Here is a 24,358-nt window from a genome sequence, read left to right as displayed (position 1 = left end):
GCGGAACTCTAAAGGAAAATGATTGAAACCGAGGGGATGTTTGTGAAGCATTCCTATGCGAAGAAAAGGCTGAAGCAGGGACAAGCGAGCCTGGAGCAGGTTCGGAAATCCAGTGATTTTCACGAATTTTCGCCCTTTGAGGAAAACGAAGGATTGATACGAATCGCCTATTACAGTTCGTTGGTGTCGGATGATAAGGTGACCCGTTTTTTGCTTCCCGCGCTGCAGAAGCATCGGGATCAGCTTGGGCGTCCGGAAGATCTGAAGGACCTGCTGCCTTTTGCCGAGGTGATGCTGGCAAACACGGAGAAAGAAGTCGTCGCCAAACTGATGGAAGGTTATGTCTTGCTCCGCATGGATTCGGCGGAAGGCCTGTATGTGCTGGCGAATTTGAATAACGGCCAAACCGGCCAGCGGCAGAGCAACGATACCGAGAATGAATTCAGTGTCATGGGTCCGAAGGTTGGCTTTGTGGAGAATCTGGACACGAACCAGCATCTCTTAAGGCAGAAGCTGGCAACGCCCGCGTTGATTTTCGAAACGCTGACGATCGGTTCTCACTCCAACACCCGAGTGGTGATCGCTTATTTGGAGGATGTCACCAATCCGGAGATCGTCGAGACGATGAGGCAGCGCCTCAAAAGCATCGATTACGAAGTGTTGTACGACACATCCCAGCTGGAGGAGATTATCGCCGATCAGAGCAACACCTTGTTCCCGTTATTTATCTCCACCGAACGGGTCGACCGAGTCGCCTTTGCCCTTACCTCCGGTCAAGTGGCTGTCTTCTCGGACGGTTCTCCTTACGTTTTGACTGCTCCAGCTAACTTTATGGGCTTTTTCTTGTCGCCGGAGGATTACTTTTTGCCGTGGATCCTAGGGTCCTTTCATCGAATCATTCGACTCCTCAGCGTGTTGTTCTCGGTGTTTGCCACGCCGATCTATGTGGCGGTTATGACGTTTCATTATGAGATCATCCCTGAAACGATGCTGGGGCCGTTAATTCAGTCACGAATCCATGTGCCGTTTCCGCCGGTCGTCGAAGTGATCTTTCTGGAGATCACCATCGATCTGCTTCGAGAGGCAGGGGCACGGCTGCCGTCTAAAATTGGACAGACCCTGGGGATTGTCGGAGGCATAGTCATTGGCGAAGCCTCGGTGCAAGCCGAATTGACCAGTAATATTTTATTGATTGTCGTGGCACTGGCGGCACTGGCCTCCTTTACGACTCCCATTGTCAAAATGGCGAATACGATCCGGCTGGTACGTTTTCCGTTTATTTTATTAGCGGCCATTTGGGGAGGGCTTGGGATTACCGTAGGTTTCTTGATGTTGATGGGGCATTTAATCCGGCTCAAATCGCTTGGGATGCCGTATCTCGCGCCGCTGTATCCTTTCCGAACGAGCAATTTGGAAGACAGCGCGATTCGGGCCTCCTATCAATACGTGAATCGCCGCAGCTTATTCCTTCGCCCGTTAACCGCTTATCGCTACCACCCTCAATCTCGGAAGGGGGATGACTATGCGGAATAAACGGCTTAGTAGGTTTGTTGTTCTCACCGCTCTTATGCTGGGGATGACTCTGACGTTGATCGGCTGCATGCAAACTCGGATCGTGGACAGAATAAAAATTCTCACCGTGTTGGGAGTCGATCAGAAGAACGGAAAATACCAGACCATGGGTCTCTATGTGGACCATATGGAAAACGATAGAATTAAGTCCATCCAAGGGGAAGGGGATACGGTTGAGTTGATGCTCAGCGAAATGAACATGCAGTCGCCCCATACGATTCAAACGGGGAAGCTGCGGATGCTAGTATTTAGCCGCCGGATGGCCGAGCAAGGCTTGGATTCCTTCTTGCATACCTTCTGCAGAAGCCCGATCACCAGCACAAGCATGATCTTGGCCGTCTCGGAGGAACCTCCGCAAGAGATATTCCAAAGTTTAAAAGGAAAAAACAGGGAAGGACTGCCCTATCATTTAATCGAGCAAAATGTGACGTCGGATAACGCTCCTCTGAACAATCTGCATATTTTTTTATTCAATTGTTATGGAACAGGGAGGGACGCATACGCTCCGTATCTTAAGAGGAACAAGTATGGGAAAATCGAATTCACAGGACTCGGTATTTTTCAATACGATCGGCTGAAATTGGTGATAGATGCGAAGGAGACGCTGCTCCTCAAAATGATGAAAGGACGTGGAAAAGGCGGGATCTTACCCGTTCAAATCAATGCGGGTTCCGAGGAACATGTGGCAGCGCTCAGCCTGCTAAAGGAAGAGCCATCCATGCACTTCGCCCTAGATCACGGAGAAGCCCTCAAAATGACCATCGACTTGCATCTAATAGGGATGTTAAAGGAAATCCCGAGAATGAATATGCGTTCTGAAATCACCTACAAATATACGGTATCCGAGCTAGAGCAGCAAATAAATGACAATGCTATAAAGCTTCTGAACAAGCTGCGTGACAACGGCGTAGATCCGCTCGGCTTAGGTGACTTTGTTCGGGGATATCGACGTTCCTGGGACGAAGAGGATTTCTACAAGCGGGAATACCCGCGCATGCGTTTCGAAGTTCATACGCATCTCACTCTGAAAGAATCGGGGATCGGACATTAGGATCAAGGCGGGAGAATCAGATGAGCCAAAACGTCAAGCCAAGCAGCCAAGTCTCAGCTTACTTCACCTGGTTTTTAGTCCACGGGGTTCAAACGGGGATCGGGATGTTGAATTTTCAGCAAAAAATTACTCGCGGCGCGCAGCAGGACGCCTGGGTTTCTTTGCTGGGGGTAGGCGTCTTAATGCATTTCGTTATTTTTATGTTGTTCCGTTTGATGCGTATGGCCGAAGACGGGGATATCTTCTCCCTCCATCGCCAACTATTCGGCAACCTCATGGGCAAGGCGTTAAGCTTGCTTCTGTTCTTCTACTGTGTGTTGATTTGTGTAGGGCAGATTCGGCCCTATGTGGAAGTGATCCATGTATGGGTGTTTCCGGATTCGGCGCTATGGCAAATTGCGCTGATCATTTTAGCGGCGGCTGCGTACATTGTATCCGGCGGTTTTCGTGTCGTTACGGGCATCTGCTTGCTGTGTGTCTTCATTCCCAGTTTGATTCTCCCGACGCTGTATTTTCCCATGAATCTCGCCCATTGGAACAACCTTCTTCCGATCATGAATCATGATCTGGGTGATTATATAACGTCGGCGATGAATTCACTCTATATCTTCTTAGGGCCCGAATTTCTCTTGTTCTACTACCCATTTCTCAAGGACAAGCGCAAAGCGCACAAATGGGCTCATCTCGCGACAGCCTATACCACCGTGCTTTATATGCTCGTGCTGATCACGACCCTGGGATATTTCAATATGTTGCAGCTGAAGGGAACGATTTGGCCAACGCTTGTTCTATCTAAAATTATTCGTTTGGCGTTTTTGGAACGTTTCGACTATATCTATATCTTTGATTGGCTGCTGGTGATCTTCCCGGTTTGCTGCATTTCGATCTGGGCAGCGGTTCGTATTCTGCATCAAACTTTGAAGTTGCCAAGGAAATGGGCGCTATGGATCACCTTACTCGTGGTTTTTGGAGTAATCATCTCCGTGCGAACCCCGGTGGGCATCGAACGAATGGAACTCCTCATCTCGCAGATTGGCGGCTTCCTGACCTTCGGCTACCTTCCGCTGCTGTTTCTGATTGCTTTAGTTAGACAAGCGGTGATCCGCATTCGGACGGCCCGGAGTAATTAACCCCATTCGTTGAAAAATGAAACACCTGCCAATTGCAGGTGTTTCATTCGCTGTTTATCTAGACTTTAAACCCTCCGGTCAAATGTTTCTCCGTCAGGATGGTCAGCATTTGAATGCCCACTTCGTTATGCCCGCCTTCGGGAATAATGAGGTCGGCGTATTTTTTCGACGGCTCAATAAAGGCTTCATGCATCGGCTTTACCGTGGCCAGGTACTGCTGATGGATGGAGTGGATCGAACGACCGCGTTCTTCCATGTCGCGCAGTACCCGCCGAAGGATGCGCACGTCGGAGTCAGTGTCCACGAACACCTTGATGTCGAGCATCTCCCGCAGCTTCTCGTCATACAGGACAAAGAGTCCCTCAACGATAATAATCTTATTAGGTAATAGCTTGATCGTCTTATCTGAACGGGTATGCTTCGTAAAATCATACACCGGAGCATAGGCAGCTTGTCCGTTCTTGAGCAGGTTCAAATGCTCCACCAACAGCTCGTTATCGAAGGCGAAGGGATGGTCGTAGTTCGTCTTTTCCCGTTCGGCCATGCTGAGGTGCGACTGGTCTTTATAGTAGTTGTCTTGTGAAATAAACGTCACTTTATCAGTGTCCAGCTGGCCGATAACCGAGCGGGCCACCGTCGTTTTCCCGGACCCGGTGCCGCCGGCGATACCTATAATTAACATGAAATGAAATACCCTCCTAGAATGACATCCCTCTAAACGTTCCCGTTTAACATCTCAGTATTGTAGCATAGCCCAGGCATTTTTTCATCTTCATGCGGCTGACTCGAGGTCCTTCATATTATGGCAAATTTGTGGCGGGATATCGATGTGGAGTGTTGTTTATTTTTTCTCATAATTTCCCGCGGATTCGGTTTACAATAAGGGTATGTTCATGTCTGCCAAATTCAAGTAAAGAGGTGCTGCTGATGTGGCATACGAAAACCCGGGAGGCCGTCTTGCAAGAGCTGCAGGTGGATCCCGCTGCCGGGCTGTCTTCGGAAGAAGCCGGGAAGCGTCTGTCGAAGTACGGGCCAAACCAGATTAAAGGCAAGCCGAAGCCGGGCATTTGGTCGGTCTTCTTCGCTCAACTAAAGGATATGCTGATTTATGTGCTGCTGGCTGCCGCCATCGTTACGCTGATTGTCGGAGAATACATGGATGCCGTCATCATCTTGGCCGTTGTCCTGTTGAACGCGATTATCGGAGTCATTCAGGAGCAGAAAGCGGAGAAAGCGATTGAAGCGCTGCAGCAAATGACCACCCCCAAAACGCTGGTACGGCGTGACGGGAATGTGAAGGAAATCGATTCCGGGGAGATCGTTCCGGGCGATATCGTGATCCTGGATGCCGGACGTTTCATTCCAGCCGATTTGCGGTTGATTGACAGTGCGAATCTGCAAATTGAGGAATCCGCACTGACCGGCGAGTCCGTACCGTCGGATAAAAATGCGGAGGATCTGCATCAAGAAGCGCAAACGCCCATCGGAGATCAGAGCAACATGGCATTTATGTCGACGCTTGTGACGTATGGCCGCGGCGAAGGGGTTGTCGTCGGGACGGCGATGAATACAGAGATGGGCAAAATCGCCAAGATTCTGGACGAAGATACGCAGGAGTTGACTCCGCTGCAGAAGAAGCTCGATGAGCTCGGCAAAATGCTGGGTTACATCGCTATCGGCATCTGCGTCGTGATCTTCGTCATTGGCCTTATTCAGGGACGAGATCTGTTCGAGTTGTTCCTGACTGCGATCAGCCTGGCGGTCGCGGCGATTCCGGAGGGGCTGCCAGCCATCGTGGCGATTGTACTCGCACTTGGCGTCACGCGCATGTCTCGCATCAACGCCATTGTCAAGAAGCTGCCGGCCGTAGAAACGTTGGGCTCGGTGAACATCATCTGCTCGGATAAAACCGGGACCTTAACCCAGAATAAAATGACGGTCGTCAAGCATTTTACTGCGGAGCCTTTGGGCGATGAGGCACCGATCGAAATGATCAAGACGTTCGTGTTGTGTTCCGATGCCACTTACGAGAATGGCGAAGGGACCGGTGATCCAACGGAGATCGCCTTGGTCGCTTTCGGCGAACAGCATGGACTTTCGAAGAAATCGCTGGAGGCCGAATACAAACGGATCTCCGAGAAGCCGTTTGATTCCGACCGCAAGCTGATGTCCACGCTGAACCAGACGCGGGAAGGCTATCGCGTGCATACGAAAGGCGCGATCGACCAGCTGCTGCGGATATCGAACAGCGCGGTAGTTCACGGAGAGGTCGTACCGCTGACGGAAGAGCTGAAGCAACGCTTCATGGCAGCCGCAGAAGCGATGTCGGACGATGCATTACGTGTGTTGGGTGCTGCCTATAAGGATACGGATCGCATCCTGCCGCCCGAGGAGATGGAGCAGGATCTGACCATCCTTGGCTTCGTTGGCATGATCGATCCGCCGCGGTCCGAAGTGAAGGATTCGATCCGCGAGGCGAAAGCGGCGGGGATCACTCCGGTGATGATCACGGGCGACCATCGCAACACCGCTGTGGCAATCGCCAAAGAGCTGGAGATTGCCAGCTCCCTGGAACAAAGCATGACGGGGGCCGAAATCGACGAGTTGTCGGATGAGGCGTTTGCCGAAAAAATCAAGGGCATCCGCGTATTCGCCCGGGTTTCGCCTGAGCATAAGGTGAAGATCGTCAAGGCCTTTAAGGCGAAGGGCAACATCGTCTCGATGACCGGGGATGGCGTCAACGACGCGCCGTCGCTGAAGACGGCAGACATCGGCGTGGCGATGGGTATTACCGGTACCGACGTATCGAAGGGCGCCAGCGACATGATTCTGACCGACGATAATTTCACCACGATCGTCCACGCGATTCGGGAAGGTCGGAACATCTACGCGAATATTCGTAAGACGGTAACGTTCCTGTTGGCGTGTAATTTCGGGGAGATTGTGGCGATTCTCGCTTCGATTTTATTCTTCTGGCCGTTGCCGTTGTTGGCAACCCAGATCCTCTGGATCAACCTGGTCACCGACACGTTGCCGGCGATTGCACTAGGTGTGGATCCTGGCGAGAAGGACGTCATGAAGCGTAAGCCGCGTGATCCGAAGGAGAGCTTCTTTGCCGGAGGTGCAGCGTGGCAGGCAGTGCTTGGAGGACTCTTGATCGGTGCGCTGACTTTGGTTGCATTTTACATAGGACTTCGTGAGCATGGGTATGGTTTGCGCACCTCCGGTATTCCGGAGGATGTGATGACTTACGCACGGACGATGGCCTTTGTTGTGCTTGCGGCGTCGCAGCTGTTCTACGCCTTCTCGAAGCGCAGTGCGACCAAGTCGATTTTCACCGTCGGTCTGTTCTCCAATCTGTTGCTCGTTGGAGCGGTTATTGCTGGATTGCTGTTACAGTTCCTGTCGATCTCGATCCCGTTCTTGGCCGCAGCGTTTAAGGTCCAAAATCTCAGCCTCTCCGATTGGGGGATCGTGATTCTCTTGGCGTTAATCCCGCTGATCTTGAATGAGATCATCAAGATCTTTATGCGGGCCGGGAAGGCTAGAGAGTCCGCCTAAAACTTCGGCAAAATCTTGAGATATGAGAATTTTGATAGAACAAAGGAGAATTTTGAATTCCCCTCTTGCCACGGTTTGATAGATGATACAAGTGAATAGACCAAGAAGAACATAGGCCGCAGATGATTTGTCTGGCGGCCCTTGTTCGTTAGATCCAACCAAGGGGGGACAACAGATGGAGAAGCAGAAGAAATCCAATGGAGTAGGAGCTGGAGGGCACGCTTTTTCGCTCGGTCGGAAGCTGACGGCAGCTTTTATCACGGTATCGCTGCTGGTGGGGGTTATTGCTGGAGTGGCCTACGCGTTCTTGAACCGGATGGATCAGAACTATTCCGAGCTGCTTGAGCAGAATACGGCAACACGGGATCAGGCGGCCAGGCTGGAGGTGGAGACACAGCGTCAGAACAGCCTCTTGTTTAGTTATATCGTGGAGCCTTCGGCCGAGAAGGAACAGCAGTTAACCGGAGCTAATGAAGAACTGAACACAATCATCAGCCGAATCGTAAGCGCTTCCCCGGGTGAAGAGCAGGAGGCGATTGCTTCCTCGCTATCGGAATCCAATGCAACATTTGCTCGCTTGCTGACCAAGGTTCGCGATTATGTTCAATCGGACAAGCCGGATTTGGCGAAAACGGAAGCGCTGATGTGGGCGATTCCAACGTCAGATGCGATGATTGATGGGGCAAGTGAACTGCGGACCTTGCAGGAAAGCGAACTTCAGGCGAAATTAGCCGAGTTCAAGAAAGAATCGGCGACCACCCTATGGATATTAGCGATTTGCGGAGCCATCGCGATCCTGTTCGCTGTCTTGACCGGTGTCCTGTTGTCCCGGAAAATCGTCAAACCGATGCGAGTGATGGTCAAGGGGGCCCGCGAATTGGCGGACGGCGATTTAACCCTTGCAGAGATCGCGGTGAGTAACCGTGATGAGATTGGCGAACTCGCAGCTGCGTTTAACCATATGAGACGAAGCTGGCAGGAAATGATCGGCAATCTGGGTCGGCATGCGGGACGTGTTGCTGCATCGGCGGATCAGCTGCGACACCAGTCGGAGCAGTTCCGCGCCTCCTCTGGAGAAATTTCCGATATCATGGGGCAAATTTCGTCTGGAAGCGAGGAGCAGGTGCAATCTGTAGAACTGGGCGTGACCCAAGTGACGAAGATGGCTGCGGGGGCCCAGGAGATGGCCAGCCTCGCGGATGACGCCCGCGAAGAATCGGAAGCGGCGGTGCACGAAACGCGGGCCGGCGAGGACATTGTGGCACAAGCGGCGGCCCAGATGGCCTCGATCCAGCGGCAGATGGACGAGCTTCGCGCCTTCATCGAGCGGCTAGGCGTTCGCTCGGGTCAAATTGCGGAGGCCGCGAAGCTGATTGCCGGGATCGCCAAGCAGACGCAGATGTTGTCGCTGAACGCCTCCATTGAGGCGGCACGGGCGGGAGAGGCTGGTAAAGGGTTCGCCGTGGTCGCTGGGGAGGTGCGCAAGCTGTCGGCAGAGACCGGAGCGGCCGCAGCCGATGTGACTGAGATGCTCGAAGGGGTGCGCAGTGAGATGGAGCTGGTGATCGAGGCGGCCCAAGCCGGTTCGCAGGAGGTCGCAGCAGGCATTGCGACGGTTCAGCAAGCTGGTGAGGTGTTCAGCAGCATCCGTCAGGCGGTCGAGCAGGTGGCTGGGCAAATCAGCCGGGTGACCGGGCAGGCGGAGCAACTGTACTCCCAATCGGATGCTGTCGTCCAGGCAATCACCACGATCGACCGGGTCGCTCAGCAGACCGCCAGCGGCTCCCGCGAGGTCTATGCCCACACCGAGGAACAATACGCCGGCGTTCAAGAAATGATGGCTTCGATGGAGGGGCTAAGTCAGTTGTCTGAGGAATTGCAGGCGATGATCGGCAAGTTTAAAGTGTAGGCGGCAGCGCATTCCTCAAGCTCACGACATGGTCGTTTGTGGGTTATGGCCTTTAGACATCTTTCACCGGATCATGTTATAATGACCCTTTATTTAAGGGGGTGTTATAACATTGAACGATGGGGGAAAAGTGTTGAAGTCCCTCGGACAATTGGGTTGGGAGGATCTTGGAATTGCCGTCGGCATTATGGCGCTGTTCGCTTTGTTTAGCAAAGCGTTCGTGAAGCTGGCTTTCGCTCTGCTGGATCGCAGAAAGACGGCGAAGCCGGACCGGCTAAATCTATGGAGACAAGTGCTGGAGCGGCCTTTTCGGTGGTTATTTATTCTGATTGGCCTTGAAATAGGGTTGAAATATTTGCTGCCGCGCAATGTGGAAATCGCCGTAGGCCTGGATCCCTTATTCCGCAGCGGCGTCATCGCCTTGATCGGATGGGGGATGTACATCCTATCCGCCCAATCCTCGGTATTGCTGGAGGGATTAAGCCGCAAAATCCGATTAGACGATGCAAGCATGCTTATTCCGTTCTTATCGAAGGTCCTCCGGATCGTTGTGGTTATCATCACTGTAGCCTTAATTGGGGCGGAGTGGGGATTTAGCATCAATGGACTGGTGGCCGGCATGGGGTTAGGCAGCTTAGCTGTAGCTTTGGCTGCCAAAGATACGTTAGGGAACATCTTTGGCGGCATTGTGATTATTTTGGAAAAGCCATTTTCCAAAGGAGATTGGATTCTGACGCCTACCGCTGAAGGCATGGTGGAGGACATTACCTTCCGCAGCACGAAGATCCGCACCTTCGCTGATGCGGTGATTACCGTCCCCAATGCGCAACTGGCAGATCAGCCGATCACGAACTGGAGCAAAATGGGCAAGCGCAGAGTGACTTTTACACTTCCTGTGGCGCTGGACTCTGATCGGGAACGGATGATGGCAGCCATCCGTCGAATCGAACAACTGCTTCGCGACAACGAGCAAATCGACCCAGGCACCATTTTCGTGAAGTTTACGGATTTCAACGAGAGCAGCTTAGGCATTTTCATCTATTACTTCACGCGATCAACCGTTTGGGGAGAGTACTTGTCAGCGCGTCAGGAAATGAATCTGGCCTTTATGCAGGTGCTGGAGGAAGAGGGGATTAAGCTGGCTTATCCGGCACAACGCGTATTTCTCGAATCAGCGCCGGCAACGTCCGTTGAGGTGGACACCACCCGCTCGAGACAATATGAGTTCTGAATGCAAACCATCCCGCGGCGGGTTGCTCGCGGGATGGTTTTTTGCGTTAAATTGCGTTAAATCATATAAGGCACTGCTACGATCTCCTCTGCCTTAGCGATGGCTTCCTCCAGCGTCAGACCGGTGAAGCTTTGCGCAGGGAAATAGCGCCCGCTCTTCTGGTCGTTAACGAAAGCTCCGACCACAATGCCCGGAAGTACGCTTTCCACCGAATTCGGGGCATGCGGGCCGCCCAGATCGGTCCGGCACCAGCCCGGATCGCTTAAATTAATCATCACGTCCGTGCCTTCGAGACGGGAGGCGAGATCTTTGGTGAACTTGTCGAGCGCGGCTTTGCTTGCGGCGTAGCCGGCTTGCTCCGGTTCGTTTTTGATCCCGCTGGTTGTGTTGATGACCCGGCCGAAACCGCGTTCGATCATCTTGGGAATCAATCGGTTGCAGATCGTGACGATGGAGATGAAATTAATTTGGAAGCTCTGCTCGAAATCGGAGACTGGAGTCTGCCAATAATCGGTCCGGTAAGCGATTTGAACGGCGGCGTTATTAAATACGATGTCAACCGGCGTGCCTTTGGCTTCGATTTCATCCAGCATGGCGACAACTTCCTGTTGGTTTGACAGCTCAGCTTGTACAGAGTAGACCTGGACGCCCGATGTCCGAACTTCTTGCTCCAATTGCCGGGTATGCTCCAGCTTGCGGCTATGCAGAATCAAGTTGCAGCCTTGCTCGGCCATAAACTTCGCGATTTGATACCCTATCCCGCGGCTGGCTCCGGTAATGAGCGCCCATTTGCCTTTCACATCAACCATTCGGATCCCCTCCTGTGTGCTAAAAGATGCTCGGCTGATTTCCTAACCTATTTATTTTACTAGACTTGTAAGCGGTTTACTACCATTTAACATGAATTTGACTATGGTCAATTTGGACTATATATTGGACTATATAACGAAAATCACATGCAAGATTTGGAACTCAGTGCCTATCTCGAGAATGGGAGGAGATACCTGGAGCGGATAAAAAAATGTGCCAGAGGATTTTGATTTTTACCATACTACAAATAAACCAGGTGATACTAAGATGAATCGAATTCGCAATATTTCTATCCGGACCCGAATCATGGTGCTTGTCTTCTTGGCCATGTTCGTCTCCAACACTGCTCTTATTGTAACCTTATCCTATAGCCAGAGTAATGATTTCTTTAAACTGATTACCCCCTCTTTGGTATTAAAGGCATTGATCATTTTTCTTATTTTCCAGTTGATCGCTGCATTTATCTCCGAAGCATTTCTTGTCCGTCCGCTTAAAGAAGGAGCGAAGCTGGCCAATTCCATGGCAGAAAACGATCTATCTGTCAAAATACATACGTTTCAACAAGGCGAGGCTGGGCAAATGATCCGCTCGCTTCAGAAGGCTAGAGATAACTTGAAGCATTTGATCGCATCCATCCAGTCCTCCTCCGAACGGGTGACGCATTCTTCGGAAGAGCTAAACCGCATTATCGAGCAGGCGAATGGACAGGTGCACGAAATCAACGAAGGCATCAAGCATTTGTTAAACGTGTTTACCCAAAATGCAGAGAGCATGAAGCAAACAGCGGTTGCGATCTCAGAGATTACGAACCATTCGCAGACGACGGCAGAACTGACGAATCGCATTGCGGAACGAGCCCAATCGGTGATGGATTCCGCGGAAGGCGGGAAGCGTTCGGTGGAATCCATCGTTGAGGCGATTAATGAGCTTGCTGCAAATACGAAGCACGTTAATAGTGAGGTGCTGGGGCTTGAGGAACAAAGTCAGAAAATAACCGAGGTCGTCAGCATCATTAAACAAATTTCCGAACAGACCCACCTGTTAGCCTTGAATGCGGCGATTGAAGCCGCCCGAGCTGGGGAAGAGGGAAGAGGGTTCGCGGTGGTAGCCGGGCAAATCCGGAAATTAGCCGAGGATACGAATCACTCCCTTCAGGAAATCAGCAGCTTGGTCGAAGATATGACAGTTCGTACTGGCAGTGTCGTGTCTGCGGTTGCTCAGACGGAAGAGAAGGTGCAGCAAGGCGTCACCCAATCCGAGAATGTGAAGGTCAATATTGAGCAAATCATCGATAATATCGAGAACACCTTCGCCATGTTGAACGATATTTCCGACGGGGTTACCACCCAAGCCGCTGCGCTGGAGGAAATGACCGCAACGCTGGAGGATGTGAACACCACGATCGAGTCGGGCCTGCAAGTCTCTGGCGATATTCAAGATCAGCTGGGTACGCAGGAGCAGATCTTTGGGGATATCGAGCAGACCTCCTGTAAATTGGTCGAACTGTCCGAGAATATGAACGGGTTGACGAACGTGTTCAAGCTTTAAGTTTAATAGTTAACTTTATGATGAAAAAGAGCGTCTTACATAACGCTCTTTTCTTTTTTCGATGTATTCTAGGTCTGAGGAAGTAGTTTGTGCCTCATGGGGCATCAAATACTGCTAAAGCGTTACATAACATAATGAAAGAGATTGGGATCGACCTAAATTCCTCTGCTAACCTGTTTACTTGCCTAGGGAAAAGGGTGTTTCAATTGCGGTAGTAGATGGACAGACACTGTTAACACATAATGGTGGTCATGCAATTAGTTAAACTACTTAATGCTAGGTTAAACTTGGGGGAAATTAAACAAATGAAAAGGCGGCTTAAAATGCGGGTTTATGAATGGAATTATAATTATAGCAAATCAATGGTGATCACTTCTGATAACGACGAGAACCATCCGATTACAGATAGTTTTGATGGAGAAGCAAAACTCGATTTATGGACTCCAATAAAAGTGAGAACTGTAAGTAAGAAAAGTTACAGGGATTTTCCAGTTTTTTTAAGCTCAAAACCTGTAATTTCCGCTCGTGTCAAAGAAGTCATCGAACCTTTTGTAAAAGATGAAGTTGAGTTTTTACCATTGTTACATGATGAGTTGGATTTATACATGATCAATGTGACGAAGGTATTGGACTGCGTCGATTGGAAGCGATCTGATATTAGAACATATGAAGACGGATCTTTAGCAGGATTCAATAAGTTAGTATTTGATTTTACAAAAATACCTGCAGAGACGTATATTTTTAAATTTGTTGAGCGAGCTTCTACGCTAGTATATGTCACCGAAGCCTTTAAAGACTTAATAGAAAGTCATAAGTTCAAAGGCCTGGACTTTTCTGTCGTATTCGATTCGGAATTCACCGAGGAGAAGGAACAGGAACAGAAGCGGAATTACGAGATGGCTCTTGAAGAAATCGAGCGAAAAAAAGGTGTGGAATTCACATACGAAGAAGCTAGAGAGCGCGTTGATAAAGGACAGGCTGTTGCTAGTGGAAAATGGAGAATGCAGCTAGATGAGAAAGGGAGATTTTGGCTTGGTGAGTTGACTTTGGATTCGACTTACCAATGGATCATGCCTGTCTATACTCCTCCTATATTGCTTAGTTATTTATGGCATGAAGTAGAGAAGTCCGAAATAAAATTTTAAGTGGACAATCGATCAATCGATTCCTGATTCAAATGGCGTATAATAAGCATGATCATACAAATTAGTCAGTCAGCATGGGAGAGGAGCGTTGAGGAGCATGTATGGAAATGATGGAGCACTGGATAGGCGGACACTGAAGGCAGCCTTTGAACGGACAGTTTATCAAGTGGCGGGCCACGGAAAACGCAATGTAGAAGTGTTGAAGCAGGCCTTTGCCGAGATCAGCGGCGGGGTAGACAGTGACATGTACGGTTCAGGGCAAGCGCTGGAAGCTTTCGAAGCGAAAATGGCTGCAGTGCTTGGTAAGGAGTCTGCTGTATTTTTTCCGAGCGGTACAATGGCGCAGCAAATTGCCCTGCGGATATGGTGTGACCGCAAAGGGTCCAAACGTGTGGCCTATCATCCTTTATGCCATTTGGAAATTCATGAGGAGGACGGGTTGAAGGAGCTGCACGGGCTGGAGCCGATTCTCTTGGCGGATCCAGATCGGCTGATTGAGATGGAGGACGTTCGTCAGCTGCCAGAGGATGTCTCATGCCTGCTGTTGGAGCTGCCGCAGCGCGAAATCGGCGGTCAACTGCCGCCGTTCGAAGAGCTTGAAGCTATATCCGCCTACTGCCGGGAGCGAGGCATCAAGCTGCATCTGGACGGAGCCCGACTGTTTGAAGTGTTGCCTTACTACGAAAAAACCGCCGCAGAGGTTTGCGCCCTGTTCGACAGCGTCTATATCTCGTTCTACAAAGGCATCGGCGGAATCGCCGGAGCCATATTGGCCGGGGATCCGGAGTTGACGAAGGAATCTAAGGTGTGGAAAAGACGCCACGGCGGGGATCTCATCAGCTTGTATCCTTATTTTCTGAGTGCGGATTACTACTATGAGCAGCGCATAGGAAAGATGGGGATGTATTATCGGCAAGCGCAGGAGCTCTCCAGTCTGTTTAATCAATGTCATCGGATGAAGACCGTCCCGGCGATCCCGGTGTCGAACATGTTCCATGTTCATTCGGACGTTCCCAAGGATCGATTGGAGCCCGTGCTGATTGAGGTATATCGGGAAACCGGGGTTGGCTTAACCTCTTTCGTCAAAGAGAAGGCAGATGGGGGGAGTACCTTTGAAATCAGTATCGGAGATCGCTATAGCGAGGTGCCGGAAGATCGGCTGCAGCTGGCGTTCGAGCTGCTGGATAAGAAGTTGAGAGGACTCTCGCTTTAAACCTGTATCGGTTTGAGATCAGAACACCGTAGGAAGCGACTGGATGTCGCTCCTTACGGTGTTTTTTGCATGTATGCTTCGATAATTCAAGCCTGCCCTCAAAAATGAATGCAAGAGGATGATGTATGCGCTTCCTCGAACAAGGTCGATCCCATTTTCCGACCCATTCGCCTTTTCCGCATCTTTACACTTCTTGAGGCGGGGAGTATGATTCATCCGTAGCAATTTGATATGGCGAAAATACCTGATCGCTGAGTTCTTTCTTTATTTCAGAAAGAAACGGGGGAACCAATGAAACGCGTCCAAAAGGGCGGGTTTCCGGGGTGAATCGCTTGATTTGGCCAACTTGGCCAAACTGCGTAGGGCTGCTTTCGTGCCCGAATCCGTCAGCTAACTCCGTAAGCGTCCGAAAGAGGGAATTGTCGCAGTGATCTGCTTGAACTTTTTAAAGCGGCTGCGGGAAGGTCCAACTTTCCTGCGGCCTTTTTGTGTTGTTCGCTGCAGGAATGGGAAGCCTAAAGGACTACGAGCGGATCAGGATTGAAGGCTATTTTGAGAATGAAAAGAGGATTTCATCATGGTAAGCAAACTGAAGCGGGTACTGATCGGCAGACCGATGAAAAGTACCGAAATTGAAGGAGAAAAGCTAAGCAAACTTAAGGCATTGGCCGTATTGTCGTCGGACGCGTTGTCCTCCGTGGCATACGGTACGGAGCAGATTTTGATCGTCCTGATGGCGGCGGGATTTTCCGCGCTCTGGTATTCGATCCCGATCTCGTTTGCGGTACTTGGGCTTCTGTTGATTCTGATTCTGTCGTACCGCCAGACGATTTTCTCCTATCCGACCGGGGGCGGGGCCTATATCGTGGCGATGGATAACCTGGGGCGGTCAACCGGACTGCTGGCCGGCGGCTCGCTGCTTGTTGATTATATACTGACGGTAGCTGTAAGTTCGTCAGCCGGTACAGATGCCATAACATCCGCATTCCCTATGCTGCATGATCAGCGGGTGCTGATCGCCCTCCTGATGATTACTATACTGACCATCATGAACCTGCGTGGGGTCACGGAATCGGCTTCAATGCTGGCGGTTCCGGTATATCTATTTGTGGCCTCCATCTTCGTCCTGATTGTGTCGGGACTCTACAAGTATTGGACTGGCGGGATTCATGCCAGCGCACCGGAGTTCGGGACGGCCGTATCCAACGTCAGCTTGTTCCTGCTGCTCAAGGCGTTCAGTTCGGGGTGCTCGGCCTTAACCGGGGTTGAGGCGGTGTCCAACGCCATTCCGAACTTCAAGCCGCCGGCGGAGCGGAATGCCGCAACCACGCTGGTGATGATGGGTGTCATTCTCTGCACCATGTTTATCGGTATTAGTGCGCTGGCCTATTGGTACGGCATTGCTCCAGATCCGAAGGCCACCGTGATTTCTCAAATCGCTGAATCGACCTTTGGGAGAGGGAGCTTGTACTACTTGATCCAAGGTATTACGGCGTTAATCTTGTTTTTGGCCGCCAATACGGCTTATTCGGCCTTCCCGCTGCTGGCGTTTATGCTCGCCAAGGACAAATACATGCCGCATGCGTTTATGGTGCGCGGTGACCGGCTTGGCTTCTCCAACGGAATCATCTTCCTTGGTGCAGCTTCAGCGCTGCTGGTGCTAGGATTCCACGGTAACACGGAGAGCTTGATTCCGCTCTATGCGGTTGGGGTATTTATTCCGTTCACCTTGTCCCAGCTGGGGATGATGGTTCGCTGGATCAAGCACAAGCCCCAAGGTTGGGTGGTCCGGTTCACGATTAACACGATTGGCATGCTAACGACGCTGGGCATTACGCTTATCTTTATCATCACGAAGTTTTCGCATGTCTGGTTCATATTTGTCTTCTTGCCGCTGGTAATGTTTATTTTCTATCAAATTCATCGTCATTATCTCAATATCGCCGAACAGCTTCGGATCAACATCGATAAAGATAAACCTTGCATAAAGGGCAGCACGATCGTTGTTCCGGTGGCAGGGGTTACGCGCGTCGTGATGAACTCGTTAAGCTATGCGAAATCACTGACGGATAACGTTGTCGCGGTGTATGTTGGGTTTGATGATGCGGACATCGAACGCATGGAGAAGAAGTGGGAGGAATGGAATCCGGGGGTTCGGCTCATCACGCTACGCTCCAGCTTCCGCAGTATTATCCGACCGCTGATGAAATTTATTGATACCGTGGAATGGAAAACGTCGGAGACCGATCACATTACCGTCCTGATTCCGCAATTTATTCCTCGGCACTGGTGGCAGAACATCCTGCATAATCAGTCGAGCCTACTGCTTAGAGCTTATCTATTTAACAAGAAAGACATCGTCATCACGACCGTACCTTACCATCTGCAAAAATAACCCAAAACCCCCGAGTCGTCACGACGGCTTCGGGGGTTTTGGGTTAGATTATTGAATTTGATCCAGCAACTGATATGCTTCCTGTTTGGTGGTCACCTGCAGCAGTTGTTCGCGGAATGCGTCATCCATCAGTTTGCGGGACAACATTTGCAGTATCTTCAAATGCTCGTTTCCTTTGTTCTCGGCAGGGACGGCGATCATGAAGATCAGCTTGGCAGGTGTTCCGTCCGCGCTGTTCCAATCGACGCCTTCGGGTTTAATCCCAAATACAACTCGCGGCTTCAGCACCGCCGCTGATTTGCCATGCGGTACGGCGACGTTCATGCCGATCCCGGTAGAGCTTTCTTGCTCGCGTTTGAGAATCGCCTGTTTGAACTCATCTACAGAGGTCAGCACCCCTTCCGCCTTCAGCTTGGCAATCATTTCGTCAATCACTTCGTCTCGCGTAGAAGCGGACAGGGAAGGTTCGATCAGGTCCAGACTGATGATATCTGTGAGTTTACGAACTCCGCGGTGCGATTCAGCAGCCGGCACGCTGATCGGACGAACGTGATCAGCACGCGTTGTTTCTATGGCTGGAGCTGCTTCGTCGACAGCGCTGGCCCCGGCGAGCTGAGGCTCGACTTGTTCTTTCTTCAGCAATTTAATCATCAAAGCTGTAACGATGGAACCTGCGATCACGGCGACAAAGAACATCAGAACATTGTCAACGGCACCAAGTACGGCAACGATGGGACCGCCGTGAGCAACGCGGTCGCCGACCCCGCCCAGCATAGCGACAACGGAGCCGACCATCGACCCGACCATGATGCTTGGAATGACACGCAGCGGATCTTGCGATGCGAAGGGAATCGCACCTTCCGTGATCCCGAACAAGCCCATCGTAAAGGCGGCTTTGCCGGATTCCCGTTCCGCATTATGGAACTTGCGCTTGAACAAGAACGTTGCCAGGCCCAGACCGATTGGCGGAACGCAGATTGCCACGGCGATCGGTCCCATGATTTGATAGTTCCCCTCGGCGATCATCGCAGAGCCAAACATGAACGCAACCTTGTTGACCGGACCGCCCATGTCGAAGGAGATCATCGCGCCGAGAATCAAGGCTAGCAGAATTGAGCTGGCGCCTTGCATGCCGGCAAGCCAGTTGGTCAGCGATTCAAACACTTGGGCGATCGGGCCGCCAAGCAGGTAAATGAAGGCGAGACCTACGATCAGCGAAGAGAGAACCGGGATGATGATGATTGGCATGATTGGATTGATCGCTTTCGGCACCTTCCACTTCTTGATCCAAAGTGCAACGTAACCCGCCAGGAAACCGGCGATGATCCCGCCGATGAAGCCGGCACCGGCTTCACTTCCGTAGAAGCTGCCATTGGCGGCGATGTAACCGCCGATGATCCCGGGAGCGAGACCCGGCCGGTCGGCGATACTAAACGCGATGAACCCGGCTAGCACCGGTACCATAAACGTAAAGGACGCAGATCCCAGCTTCTCGATGGTTTTCCAGAACGAGTCTTCTGGAATTTGCAGGCCGCCCGGAGTAGGTACGCCGCCGATCGAGAGAGCGATGGCGATCAAGAGACCGCCCACGACGATAAACGGAATCATATACGAGACACCGCTCATCAGGTGGCGATAAAAGGCGTTTTGCTGCTTGGCGCCGGTCTGTTTGGCCGGCGTACCTTCATTGTTATCCTGTCCTTGGTATACCGGCACTTCTCCGCGAATCATCTGTTGGATCAGCGCCTCGGGGTTCCGTATGCCTTCCTGCACACCAACAACGAGCAGCTTCTTGCCGACGAACCGGCGTTTGTCTACCGTTTTGTCGGCCGCGATGATGATGCCGTCCGCTTGGCGGATATCTTCCTCCGTGAATTCGTTTTCCACTCCGATCGAGCCTTGGGTCTCGACCTTCATGGCAATACCTAGCTTATCGGCAGCCTTTTGCAGATTTTCCGCCGCCATGTACGTATGGGCAATCCCGTTGGGACATGAGGTAATCGCCAGTAGTTTCATGGATTTATCCTCCTGTAGTTCAAGATCGAAATCGTTTACATGACCCATCTTATCGCAAAAAGAACGGCGGAAAAGAACTTTATATTACCGGAAGTTCCGGAAAAACGGATTTATTTCCTACAGGTAACTGAGCAGCTCCTCGGGAGTTCGTGCTTGCACAAGCCGCTCAATGGTTGACGGCTGTTCGCTAAGCAGGGAGAGGCGCTGGAACAACTTTTTCGTCATCTCTTGCTCTTGCGGAGCCAGCGCCAGCATAAATACGACGGACACCTTCTCTTCTTGCCATTCCAACGGCTCTTCCAGGGTAGCAATCGCGATTCGCGAAGAGCGAATCAGCTTTGGCTCGCCGTGGGGGATTGCTATGCCGCCGCCGATGGTCGTAGACGAGAGCCGTTCCCGCAGCAACGCCTGATGCGCGTAATCCGGTTCGACGAATCCCTGCTTGGCGAGCTCGTTCCCTAACAGCTCGATCAGCTCAAACCGATGGCCGATGGTGAGGCGCGGGAAGATGAGTGAGGCTTGCGTGTACATGCCCAGAATCGAACCAGCGTGTTCGGTATGACCGGACCCTTGATCCAGCTTGCCGATGAAATCGGTGATCTTCTGCGTTTCGCCGGCCTCTAGCAACGGAGATACCGTGATATAGGGGACGTTCACATTCTCCAAAGGAATCGTTGAGATGATAAAGTCAACCGAATGTTGAGCTAAATATCCCGTAAGATCAGCTTTCCGAACGGAATCCAATACATGCAGCTCAGGGAATTTGCGCTCCAGCTTGCTGCGCAAGATTTGGGACATGCCCACCCCCATATGGCAGACGGTCACGATTCGCTTCGTTGTCTCCGCAGTCTGGCTCAGTCTCTCTACTGAAGCCTGAAAATGCAGCGTCAAATATGCTACCTCCTCTTCAGGAATGGTGAAGGGGTACCCTTCGCTTAACTCTCTCGTCGCATAAATCACCATATCGAACATGTAAGGATACATTCGCTTGATATCCTGCAGCATCGGATTCGATACGGTAAGCCCATAACTTAACCGGTTCAACGTGGAATATAAATGAATGCGTAAGCCTTCCATCAAAGCCTCATCTTGGCCAAAATCGACCCAGGTTAAGGCGGACATCTTCCTTACGAGCGACTCCGCTAAACCGCGAGCTTCCGCCGTTTCCGCAGATGGGCCGGCTTCAGGCTCCGCCGTTTCGATCCGTGCCCGGGAGCGAATCTTCCCGCCTAGAATATGTGCGGTCAAATAAGCAACTTCATCCTCAGGGAAATGAACCGCGAAAAAGCGCTCCAGCTTTCGAATGAAGGCTCCGGTCCAGCGGAACTCCGGCTTCTCGCGGACAAAGATTTTCTCCTGTTCAGAGAAGGAAATCGGCTGGTTCAGCTTCGTCCGCCGAATCATGAGGAGCGTATGAATGAGCAAGTTGTCGAACGCTTCATCCGTAAAAGCAAGCTGAGCATCCAGCTCGAGCTGCTTAAGCTCGCAGGTCACGATATCAAGTTCATGGGGAGCAAACCGATCCTTGATGAAGGCTTGGCCTGCTTCGCCGGTGAGTTGGGACAGCTTGGACAACGCCGCGCGTTTATCCCTTTCTCTCCCTTCGAGCAGGACGCCGACCTTTTGCTTGGAAACGACGGCCAGGTCCCATTTCTCGAGCCAATCCCGCAGGGCGTCCAAATCTTTTTTGATTACGGTCTTACTGGTGTAGTGCTTGTCGGCCAGCTCTTGAATTGTGACCGGCTTCGTCTCCATCAAAAGTTGGTAGGCCACGGCGATAAGCCGCTCCTCTTCCGTTTCCTGTTCCTTTGGCTTGCTGGACCTTGATCGGAGCAGTTCTGCGGTGAGTTGAGCCTTGTCCGACTCAGAAATATCCAAGGTCACCCCGTATCCAGGCTTGCGGACCACACGGCTAGTAGACGATTGAGCTAAATACTGATCGATTTCGTCCAGATCGTTACGTATCGTTTTCTCTGAGCACCCAAAGTGCACGGCGATATCCCGGATCACCAAGTGAGGCCGGGCATCGGTAAGCAGCATATGTAAAATGTCCTTCTGACGGTCGTTCATCGCTACGCGTCACCCCCTTTATCTAAATGATGGGATTAGCATTTCTGGAACAGGCATTTCTGGAACAGGTAGATTCGATACGGCCGGGCACCAATCCCCTCATCCGCACGTACACTAACCTAGATTCACCTGAATATTGACAAGGAGGGGAACAGGTTTGATCCTACTGCCGCCACAAGATAAGAGGCAACTTGCCCAAATGACACTGCCTCCGCTTCAAAGGGAAATTGTGCAGGCGCAAGAACGAAGCCCGATACCCTATCGTTACGGTTCTTTAGATGAATTGCTGTTCGAATTGGCGCTCCGCAACTCGATCGTGGATTCGGCCTTGGCGCTGAATGGAAGCGGGGCTCAGTTTGCGGTCTACCGTAAATCCCGATGCAATGAGATGTACTGGAACCGTACGGAGGAAGGAGGGTTTCGGCTAAAAAATGGAGTAGCGCCGTCGGATGCCATCACCGACATTTACCGGAACGGTCCGCTTTATGGCTTCGAATGCTCGATGGCGATGATGATCGTGATGTACAAGGCCGTACTGGATCAAATCGGCAGCCGGGCGTTTAATACGTATTTTACCAACTTGTATCTTTACGATTGGCAGTATGACAGTGATCTGGGATTTCGTCAAGGAAGTTTAAGACTGGGGCCTTATCCCGGGGATATTCTCTATTTCAAAAATCCGGACCATAACCCCGAAACTCCGGAATGGCAAGGGGAGAACGTCATCGTACTGGGCGAAGACCGCTATTATGGCCATGGCATCGGTATCCGTTCTTCCGCCGAGATCATCGATGCACTCAACCGAAGAAGAAAGCCCGGCAGCCGGCGATCGGCGTACTTGATGGATTTGATCATTTATCCCAATTATGATCATATTCGTTCCCTGCGCGGCGTGTATGCTCGGATCGGCAGCACCGTCTATCGTCGCCGCGGCTCTCAGAACGAAGCCTATCACCCGGATTCCCACCAAGCCTAAGAACAACAAAGCCTCCCGCATCTGGCAGGAGGCTTTGTTGCTTTACGTTTAGAAAAAGAACGGGAAGAAGAATCTTCTGAAGAAGAAGAACGGGTAAGGCCGGCGAATAAAGCGGCGGAAGCGGCGCGGATAGCCATATCCGTAACCAAAACCTCCGTAGTAAGGATAACCGCCATAAGGGGACCCGAATGCGCGATCATCCATATCCCCAACTGGAACGAGCAGATAGACGTGGTCATCATCCATTCCATCGATGATCCCTTCATACATTCTGCCATCTGTGCCTTCCATTTGCATGAGGTGATGATGATATTTTTTACACATCTCCATCATTTGTTTCTTGTGATCGTATCCCATCGGCTCTTGGCTCATCGGGCTTACTTGGCTTGGCGTACCGCCGTAAGGTGAATACATACTAGGCATTTCCATCCATTCCTCCTTTGTTCTTGCTGCAGTATATTCGCGGAGATGGGCATTTGTGCCGATGGTTCGTGTCCTTCATTTTGCGAGTGATCTGCTTTGTACCGGAATACGCGCGAATATGCTAAGATGGGGATGCATTGAGCGATGGCCTCATCACAATCATTCATTTGAAAAAAAGAAGAGGAGCGGCCGCACATGGACAAACAACCGTTAGGCACCAAGGTGATTACGCAAATCGGAATTGTCGTTAGGGATATTGAATCCGTTTCGCAAGCCTACGCGGATTTCCTGGGCGTGGAGAAGCCCGCTTGGTTTTGGACGGATGCTTCAGCTGCTCGAAGGACGCGGGATGCCGCTGTTGCAAAAAGGGGAATACACCGGCGGACGATATGCCTATATGGACGCCACGCGGGACCTGAAGCTGTGGATCGAGCTGTTGGAGAATGACAAATAGGCGATAATCACGAAGATAGTTATATGTTGAGCAATGGTCGTAATTAGAAATGAAAACGGATTCATACTATCTCAAGGAGGCAAGGTTGGACGATGAAACTGATCGTAACAGGAGCGGGAAAGGGACTTGGCTTGGAGATCGTTGGGGAAGCGTTGCGGCGCGGCCATGAGGTAGCGGCTGGCATGCGCTCGCTGGAAACGAACGTAGATGCGTTGAAGGAGCGGCAGGAGGGAGCATCAGGGAAGTTGACGCTGCTTGAACTCGATGTGGACGAGGAAGATTCGATTGCCAAAGCCAAGGAAGCCATGGCTGCCAGATGGGGAACGGTGGACGCGCTGATTAATAACGCGGGGATCTTGCTGGCCCGGGACCAGTCGATCGAGCGATTGGAATTCGCTGCGGTGGAGAATACGTTCCGCACCAATCTGTACGGCCCGATGAAGATGGTGAAGCATTTCCTGCCGCTGCTGAAAGAGAGTGACCGCCCGTTTATTCTAAACGTATCCTCGGAGGCTGGATGCTTTGCCGGCGCTTACGGCGGCGACTATCCGTATGCGTTGTCCAAGGCGGCGTTGAACTATTTTACCGCTCAACTGCGCAAGGAGCTGGTGCCGCAAGGGTTCGGCGTGTACGCGATGCATCCAGGCTGGATACGCACCCCGATGGGCGGCAGTCAGGCGCCCGGCGATCCACTGGATTCGGCGAAGGCGATCCTCGACTTGGCGGAAGGCAAACTGAAGGCGGATACCGACGCCGTGATGATCGGTATCGATGGGAAAGCGATGCCGCAGTAATATGGACGAACCAAGGGGCTGCCCACGTCATCGCGAATGACGAGTGGGTCAGCCCCTTCA

Annotated in this window: 17 protein-coding genes, 1 pseudogene and 1 riboswitch; of the genes and pseudogenes, 13 read left to right on the top strand and 5 right to left on the bottom strand. The window is 51.5% G+C overall.

The features are described 5' to 3' along the window. Positions 1–18: 18 nt before the first annotated feature. From C812_RS16770 to C812_RS16760, 3 genes are read left to right on the top strand one after another with little or no spacing between them, the layout of a single operon-like run. Positions 19–1,533: a spore germination protein gene (locus tag C812_RS16770; RefSeq protein WP_244268344.1), complete on the top strand. Its 1,515-nt coding sequence runs from the start codon at positions 19–21 to the stop codon at positions 1,531–1,533. A 34-nt stretch (positions 1,534–1,567) separates the two neighbouring features. Then, entirely contained in the window at positions 1,568–2,623 is a 1,056-nt protein-coding gene (locus C812_RS16765; protein ID WP_167669330.1) for a Ger(x)C family spore germination protein, read from the top strand. Between the two features lie 20 nt (positions 2,624–2,643). Beyond that, entirely contained in the window at positions 2,644–3,753 is a 1,110-nt protein-coding gene (locus tag C812_RS16760; RefSeq protein WP_016313843.1) for a GerAB/ArcD/ProY family transporter, read from the top strand. A gap of 58 nt (positions 3,754–3,811) precedes the next feature. On the opposite strand, the gene udk is transcribed toward C812_RS16760, so the two are convergent. After that, positions 3,812–4,435 (bottom strand): uridine kinase, encoded by a 624-nt coding sequence (gene udk / locus C812_RS16755; protein WP_016313842.1) that lies wholly within the window; start codon positions 4,433–4,435, stop codon positions 3,812–3,814. 245 nt (positions 4,436–4,680) lie between these two features. Between udk and C812_RS16750 the strand changes: the two genes are divergently transcribed. From C812_RS16750 to C812_RS16740, 3 genes are all read left to right on the top strand, one after another. After that, positions 4,681–7,314 (top strand): calcium-translocating P-type ATPase, PMCA-type, encoded by a 2,634-nt coding sequence (locus tag C812_RS16750; RefSeq protein WP_016313841.1) that lies wholly within the window; start codon positions 4,681–4,683, stop codon positions 7,312–7,314. A gap of 175 nt (positions 7,315–7,489) precedes the next feature. Next, positions 7,490–9,223, top strand: a complete 1,734-nt coding sequence (locus tag C812_RS16745; RefSeq protein WP_016313840.1) for a methyl-accepting chemotaxis protein — start codon at positions 7,490–7,492, stop codon at positions 9,221–9,223. A 112-nt stretch (positions 9,224–9,335) separates the two neighbouring features. Beyond that, entirely contained in the window at positions 9,336–10,454 is a 1,119-nt protein-coding gene (locus C812_RS16740) for a mechanosensitive ion channel family protein (protein WP_016313839.1), read from the top strand. 56 nt (positions 10,455–10,510) lie between these two features. Here C812_RS16740 and C812_RS16735 read toward each other — a convergent pair whose 3' ends face one another. After that, positions 10,511–11,263, bottom strand: a complete 753-nt coding sequence (locus C812_RS16735; protein WP_016313838.1) for an SDR family NAD(P)-dependent oxidoreductase — start codon at positions 11,261–11,263, stop codon at positions 10,511–10,513. A 268-nt stretch (positions 11,264–11,531) separates the two neighbouring features. Between C812_RS16735 and C812_RS16730 the strand changes: the two genes are divergently transcribed. The 4 genes from C812_RS16730 (at position 11,532) to C812_RS16715 (ending at position 17,565) form a co-directional block, all read left to right on the top strand. Further along, complete coding sequence (locus C812_RS16730) at positions 11,532–12,812, top strand: methyl-accepting chemotaxis protein (protein WP_016313837.1); 1,281 nt, start codon at positions 11,532–11,534, stop codon at positions 12,810–12,812. A 287-nt stretch (positions 12,813–13,099) separates the two neighbouring features. After that, positions 13,100–13,957: an imm11 family protein gene (locus C812_RS16725; RefSeq protein WP_208855765.1), complete on the top strand. Its 858-nt coding sequence runs from the start codon at positions 13,100–13,102 to the stop codon at positions 13,955–13,957. Between the two features lie 97 nt (positions 13,958–14,054). Then, positions 14,055–15,170 (top strand): threonine aldolase family protein, encoded by a 1,116-nt coding sequence (locus C812_RS16720; RefSeq protein ID WP_016313835.1) that lies wholly within the window; start codon positions 14,055–14,057, stop codon positions 15,168–15,170. A gap of 239 nt (positions 15,171–15,409) precedes the next feature. Beyond that, positions 15,410–15,590, top strand: a riboswitch (cyclic di-AMP (ydaO/yuaA leader). A 157-nt stretch (positions 15,591–15,747) separates the two neighbouring features. Beyond that, positions 15,748–17,565: an APC family permease gene (locus tag C812_RS16715; RefSeq protein WP_016313834.1), complete on the top strand. Its 1,818-nt coding sequence runs from the start codon at positions 15,748–15,750 to the stop codon at positions 17,563–17,565. A 48-nt stretch (positions 17,566–17,613) separates the two neighbouring features. On the opposite strand, the gene C812_RS16710 is transcribed toward C812_RS16715, so the two are convergent. Together C812_RS16710 and C812_RS16705 are read right to left on the bottom strand one after the other, a co-directional pair. Continuing rightward, positions 17,614–19,581, bottom strand: a complete 1,968-nt coding sequence (locus C812_RS16710) for a fructose-specific PTS transporter subunit EIIC (RefSeq protein WP_016313833.1) — start codon at positions 19,579–19,581, stop codon at positions 17,614–17,616. Between the two features lie 117 nt (positions 19,582–19,698). Next, a complete protein-coding gene (locus C812_RS16705; RefSeq protein WP_016313832.1) occupies positions 19,699–21,651 on the bottom strand; it encodes a BglG family transcription antiterminator in 1,953 nt (650 codons plus the stop codon). Positions 21,652–21,808: 157 nt separating this feature from the next. Here C812_RS16705 and C812_RS16700 point away from each other — a divergent pair, with 157 nt between their 5' ends. Beyond that, positions 21,809–22,627, top strand: a complete 819-nt coding sequence (locus tag C812_RS16700; RefSeq protein WP_016313831.1) for a protein-glutamine gamma-glutamyltransferase — start codon at positions 21,809–21,811, stop codon at positions 22,625–22,627. Positions 22,628–22,675: 48 nt separating this feature from the next. Here the strand turns inward: C812_RS16700 and C812_RS21620 are convergent, their stop codons facing one another. After that, entirely contained in the window at positions 22,676–23,050 is a 375-nt protein-coding gene (locus C812_RS21620) for a hypothetical protein (protein ID WP_157274743.1), read from the bottom strand. 195 nt (positions 23,051–23,245) lie between these two features. Between C812_RS21620 and C812_RS16690 the strand changes: the two are divergent. Next, positions 23,246–23,504: pseudogene (locus tag C812_RS16690) on the top strand (VOC family protein). A 92-nt stretch (positions 23,505–23,596) separates the two neighbouring features. After that, positions 23,597–24,298, top strand: coding sequence for an SDR family NAD(P)-dependent oxidoreductase (locus C812_RS16685; RefSeq protein ID WP_016313828.1), 702 nt, complete (start codon positions 23,597–23,599; stop codon positions 24,296–24,298). Positions 24,299–24,358: the final 60 nt, after the last annotated feature.

Source organism: Paenibacillus barengoltzii G22 (assembly GCF_000403375.2).
Lineage (GTDB): Bacteria > Bacillota > Bacilli > Paenibacillales > Paenibacillaceae > Fontibacillus > Fontibacillus barengoltzii.
Note: the sequence above shows the minus strand (reverse complement) of the source record. Positions and strands in the feature narration are given on the sequence as shown.